Here is a 5251-nt window from a genome sequence, read left to right on the forward strand (position 1 = left end):
GAACTACACGGATGCAAAAAAGTACTCCCCAGAAGAAGGAACCAAATTTCTCGGTCCAACTTCCGGGGACCACTTCAGAGCGTGCGGGGCCTTCTGCGTCTTTTCGCGCTAAGTTTCGGTGCGCTCGTGCGCGTCCTCGATGACGGTGCGGCCGATCTCCGCGTAGGCCTCCGGCTTGGCGTACCGCATCCACACCGCATAAGCCAGGCCGACGACGAACACCGCCAGGATGAGGTAGGGGGCCGACTTGAACACCAGCGAGTTCGCCGCATACCCGGCGGCGAACGCGCGGTTGTCCCACAGCAGCCACACCACGTACAGCATCGCCACGCCACCGATCAGCGGAGCGATCAGCGTGGTGATCACATTGCCGGAATGCGTCTTTCGCACCCAGAAGTACCAGATCACCGCCGCGGAGCAGATCGCCTGCACCAGCAGTATCGCCGCTGTGCCGATCAGGGCCAGCAGGCCGTAGATGTTCGTGTAGGGCACCAGGGACGGGGTGTCCACCGGAACACCGTTGGTGTCAGGCACCTGCACCGCGGTGAACCCGGCGAACAGCAGCACGATCACCAACGTGATGACGGCCTGCACCGCCGAGGCGATGTGCGGCGACCCGTGCTTGCGGTGGGTGCTGCCGATGGTGGAACGCACTGCCTTGGACGGGATTTCGCGCCCGAGCGCGTAGAGGTAGCGCGACGCCGCGTTGTGGAACGCCAACGCACACGCGAACGATCCGATGACGAGCAGGATCTTGTAGATGTCGAGCAGCACACCGCCGAGGTTGGCCTTGACCAGCCCGAAGAACAGGTCAAGCGGTGACGCGCTTATCGACGTCTCGACGGAGGTCTTGGCGCCGTTGCCCGCGATCACCATCGCGGAGATGAACGTGTAGAACAGCCCGAGGCCGATCACGGCGATCAGCGTGGCCCGCGGGATGATCTTTTTGGGATTGCGCGACTCCTCGCCGTAGACGGCCGTCGTCTCGAAACCGACCCACGACCAGAACGCGAAGAACAGACCGATCGCCATCGAACCCGCCGCTGCCGCGGTGCCGAACGCGCCTGCGGGCAGGCTCTCGAACGCGTTGTTCAGCAGCACAGTCTGATTGAGCATGAGCCCGTCTGGGCCGCCACCCTTGAAGATCACCGAGAACGCCAGCGCGAACAGCACGATCACCTCGGACACCAGCGTGACGCCGAGGATCGCCGCGGTCAGCGTGATGTGGAAGTGGCAGAGCGCAGCGATGATCAGGATCGCGGCGATGGCGAACACCAGCCACGGGATGTTCACTCCCAGCAGGGTGTTCACCGCGTCGTTGGCGAAGTAGGCGCAACCGCCGATCAGCGAGCCCTCGAAGATCACGTAGGCGAACGTCGCCAGCAGGCCGCTCGCCATGCCCCAGATCTGGCCGAGGCCGTGGGAGATGAAGCCGTAGAACGCACCGGTGGTGGTGATGTGCTTGGCCATCGCGACGTATCCGAGCGCGAACACCGTCAATACGATGGTGGCGAACAGGAAGCCGGCGGGTGCGCCCAGTCCGTTGCCGAAGCCGACGGCGATCGGCACGTTGCCGGTCATCGCGGTGATCGGAGCTGCGTTGGCGACGGCCATGAAGATGACCGCGACGATGCCGACGGCGCCCTTCTTGAGCCCTGCGGCGGGCGCAGATGTGGTTTCGACGGCTGCGGATTCAGTTGTCACCGCGGGCCTCCTGGTTGGGATCAAGGTGCATGAATGGCCCGCGACGCTGCAGACCGCAGAGAGCGTCGCATCCCGCCGCCGTCGCGACAACCGGAGGACACAAGCTCGTAACACAACTCCCAGCTACGGCCAAGCCCGGCCGCGACCGGGTGGTCGCTGGCCGGGCTTGGCGAGGATTCCTGATTAGCCGCGCAACGTGGCGGTGTCGATGACGAAGCGGTACCGCACGTCGCTGGCGAGCACCCGCTCGTAGGCGTCGTTGATGTAGTCGGGTGTGATGACCTCGATCTCGGGCAGTACATCGTGCTCGGCGCAGAAATCAAGCATCTCTTGGGTTTCGGCGATGCCGCCGATCATCGAACCCGAGAGGCTGCGACGGCCCTGGGCCAGCGGGAAGACCGGCACCGGCATCGGCTTCTCGGGGATGCCGAGTTCGACCAGGGTGCCATCGGTGGCGAGCAGGTTGAGGTAGTCGCCCATGTCGAGGTTGGCCGACACGGTGTTCAGAATCACGTCGAACCTGCCCGCCAGCTTGGTGAAAGTATCGGGGTCGCTGGTCGCGTAGTATTCGTCGGCGCCCAAACGCAGGCCGTCCTCCATCTTCTTCAGCGACTGGCTGAGCACGGTGACGTGTGCACCCATCGCGTGGGCGAGTTTGACGCCCATGTGCCCGAGGCCACCGAGGCCGATCACCGCGACGCGCTTGCCCGGGCCCGCATTCCAGTGCCGCAGAGGCGAATACAGCGTGATGCCCGCGCACAGCAGCGGTGCGGCGGCGTCGAGGGGGAGGCTGTCGGGGATCCGCAGCACGTAGTTCTCGTCGACCACGATGGCGCCGCTGTAGCCGCCATACGTCTTCTCACCGTCCCTGCCGACGGTGTTGTAGGTACCGGTCATGCCGCCGTCGGTGCAGTACTGCTCCAAGCCGGCCTTGCAGTTGTCGCATTCACGGCAGGAGTCGACGAAGCACCCGACCCCGACGCGGTCGCCGACCTTGTACTTGGTCACCTCGGCGCCGACCTGGGTGACGACACCCGCGATCTCGTGCCCTGGGACGACGGGGTACAGCGGCTCACCCCACTCGGACTTCACTGTGTGGATGTCGGAGTGACAGATGCCCGCGAAATGAATGTCGAACGCGACATCGTGCGGGCCTACGTCGCGGCGAGTGATCGTGGTCTTGGTCAACGGTTCGGTGGCCGACGTTGCGGCATAGGCGGAAACAGTGCTCATCACAAACCCTCTTCTGGTTTCTTCACAGCCGGCGCTAAGCAGATAGCAAAGCTATGTGGGAGTGCCGCAACGATGCGGCCCAGAGACACCAACCGACGATTCCGGGACTGTAATCCCGATTCTGGCTGTGAGTTAGAGCCTAAATTCCTGGCGCGCGGAACGCCCCGTTGAACGAGGTCCGCTCGTAGCGCGCTGCGCCAGCCGGTGTGTAGGGGTCGCGGTCGATGATGTCCTGCACGGCCTCGTCGGTCATGTCGCCGGTGATCAGGACCGCCCCGGACCCGTCGTCCAACCTGCCTGCGAGCAGGATTCGCCCGGCGGCCACCTCGCCCTTGAGCCATTCCAGATGAGCCGGACGGGTTTGTTCGACAACGTCGGGCGGTTGCAGATAGGTCGACCTCAATACGTGAAACACTCGCGCGACATTAGTTGATCGGAGCGTTGACCCACCTCAGGTCGGACAGGATTCCGCGTGCGGCGACGATGCCTTCGCCCGTCTGCCACACCTCGTTGTTGACCGCGAACACCCGGTTGTCGCGGTTGGCCGACAGTTTCTTCCACGCATCGCTGTCGAGCACCTTCGGCGCGCGGTCCTTCGCCGAGGCCGACGCGAACGAGATGTAGACGATGTCGCCGTCGGCGGCCGAGAAGTCGGGCGAATGCTCCAGATCAGCGTCGGATATGCCGATCTCGAGATACGGCTTGTCCGTAAAGCGTTGTGCCGCAGGGCGATCGACGCCGACGGCGGCGAGCACGCTGCCGGGGAAGGTATCGGCACCGTAAACGCGCATCGTGGTGTCGGTGAACTGCACGACCGACGCCTGGAAGTGCGTGGCGTCGTTGTCGGCGCCGGTCTTGTCGGCGTCCTTCTCGAAGCCGTCGACCAGTCCGTTGGCGGCGTCCAGCCGTCCGGTCGCGGCGCCCACGGTGCGCAGGTTGTCTTCCCATTTGGCGCCGGGCGGGCCGGTGAATACCGTCGGCGCGATCGCGGCCAGTTGCGGATAGGCGTCCGGGGTCAGCGCCACCGACCCGAGGATCAGGTCGGGGTTGGCAGCCTTGATCGCCTCCATGTCCGGCTCGCTGCGGCTGCCCGCCGCGGGCACGTTGTGCACGACGGTGCCCAGATACGACGGCTGGCTCGGGGAGCCGTCCGGCAGGGCCGCGACCACAATCCGCGACTGCAGACCCAGCGCGCACAGCGCGTCCAGCTGATCGCCGGACAACACGACGATGCGCTGCGGGTCGGCGCGCACGGTGGTGGTGCCCGCCGCGTGGCGAACCTCGCGGTCCGGTGGACCCGGGTCGAGCGCCGCGGGATCGGGCGCGCAGGACTCGTCGGGCCTGCGCTGATTGCCCAGCACCCCGGCGCTGGCGATCTTGGTGGTGCTGGTGATCACAGACTGCTCGGCCGCCGTCGACTGTTGGTTGCCGGCCGGGGCGCCGCACCCGCTGGCCAGCGTCACCACCACGGCCGTGAGCGCAGCGCCGGTGCCACCGACGAGGCCCAAGCTCCGCCCGCTGATCAGCACGCCGCCGACCGTAACATCTGGGCCGCTCTCGGCTGGTCAGCGCGCCAGCCGCGGATCTGGCTGTGTGTTTACGACAGTTTGTAGGACCCATGCCGACACGACGCCCGTCGGAGGATAGGATTCGGACAAGACTGCGGGGATGTCCCGATCAGATGTTTGGAGGACCTGTTGGTAGCCGAAGCGCCCCCAATCGGAGAACTTGAGGCTCGCCGTCCGTTCCCGGCCCGGCTCGGCCCCAAGGGCAACCTGGTCTACAAGCTCATCACGACGACCGATCACAAGATGATCGGCATCATGTACTGCGTCGCCTGCTTCATCTTCTTCTTCATCGGCGGGCTGATGGCGCTGTTCATGCGCACCGAGCTGGCGCTGCCCGGGTTGCAGTTCCTGTCCAACGAGCAGTTCAACCAGCTGTTCACCATGCACGGCACGGTGATGCTGCTGTTCTACGCGACCCCGATCGTGTTCGGGTTCGCCAACCTGGTGCTGCCGCTGCAGATCGGCGCCCCCGACGTGGCCTTCCCGCGGCTGAACGCGTTCAGCTTCTGGCTGTTCCTGTTCGGCGCGATGATCGCGATCGCCGGGTTCATCACCCCCGGTGGTGCCGCGGACTTCGGCTGGACCGCCTACACGCCGCTGACCGACGCGATCCACTCACCCGGCGCGGGCGGTGACCTGTGGATCATGGGCCTGGCCGTCGGTGGTCTCGGCACCATCCTTGGTGGCGTCAACATGATCACCACCGTGGTGTGCATGCGCGCGCCGGGCATGACGATGTTCCGGAT

The 5251-nt window shown here is 65.5% G+C and carries 5 protein-coding genes; 1 reads left to right on the forward strand and 4 read right to left on the reverse strand.

Annotated features, from left to right (window positions below; all coding sequences use genetic code 11):
• Positions 1 to 108: 108 nt before the first annotated feature.
• From A5724_RS17765 to A5724_RS17780, 4 genes are all read right to left on the reverse strand, one after another.
• Entirely contained in the window at positions 109 to 1704 is a 1596-nt protein-coding gene (locus A5724_RS17765; protein ID WP_067804663.1) for an APC family permease, read from the reverse strand.
• Between the two features lie 183 nt (positions 1705 to 1887).
• Positions 1888 to 2937, reverse strand: coding sequence for an NAD(P)-dependent alcohol dehydrogenase (locus A5724_RS17770; protein WP_067804669.1), 1050 nt, complete (start codon positions 2935 to 2937; stop codon positions 1888 to 1890).
• A gap of 139 nt (positions 2938 to 3076) precedes the next feature.
• The gene (locus A5724_RS17775) at positions 3077 to 3352 is read right to left on the reverse strand and encodes a YciI family protein (RefSeq protein ID WP_067804673.1); all 276 of its coding nucleotides are present in this window, start codon (positions 3350 to 3352) and stop codon (positions 3077 to 3079) included.
• Between the two features lie 10 nt (positions 3353 to 3362).
• The gene (locus tag A5724_RS17780) at positions 3363 to 4466 is read right to left on the reverse strand and encodes an iron-siderophore ABC transporter substrate-binding protein (RefSeq protein WP_082965121.1); all 1104 of its coding nucleotides are present in this window, start codon (positions 4464 to 4466) and stop codon (positions 3363 to 3365) included.
• A gap of 168 nt (positions 4467 to 4634) precedes the next feature.
• Here A5724_RS17780 and A5724_RS17785 point away from each other — a divergent pair.
• On the forward strand, positions 4635 to 5251 hold a 617-nt coding region (locus A5724_RS17785), incomplete at its 3' end, for a cbb3-type cytochrome c oxidase subunit I (protein WP_197518706.1).

Source organism: Mycobacterium sp. ACS1612 (genome assembly GCF_001667505.1).
Lineage (GTDB): Bacteria > Actinomycetota > Actinomycetes > Mycobacteriales > Mycobacteriaceae > Mycobacterium.

Coding starts and splice junctions, on each gene's coding strand:
- A5724_RS17770 (WP_067804669.1), bottom strand. CDS start 2,937: ATGAGCACTGTTTCCGCCTATGCCGCAACGTCGGCCACCGAACCGTTG.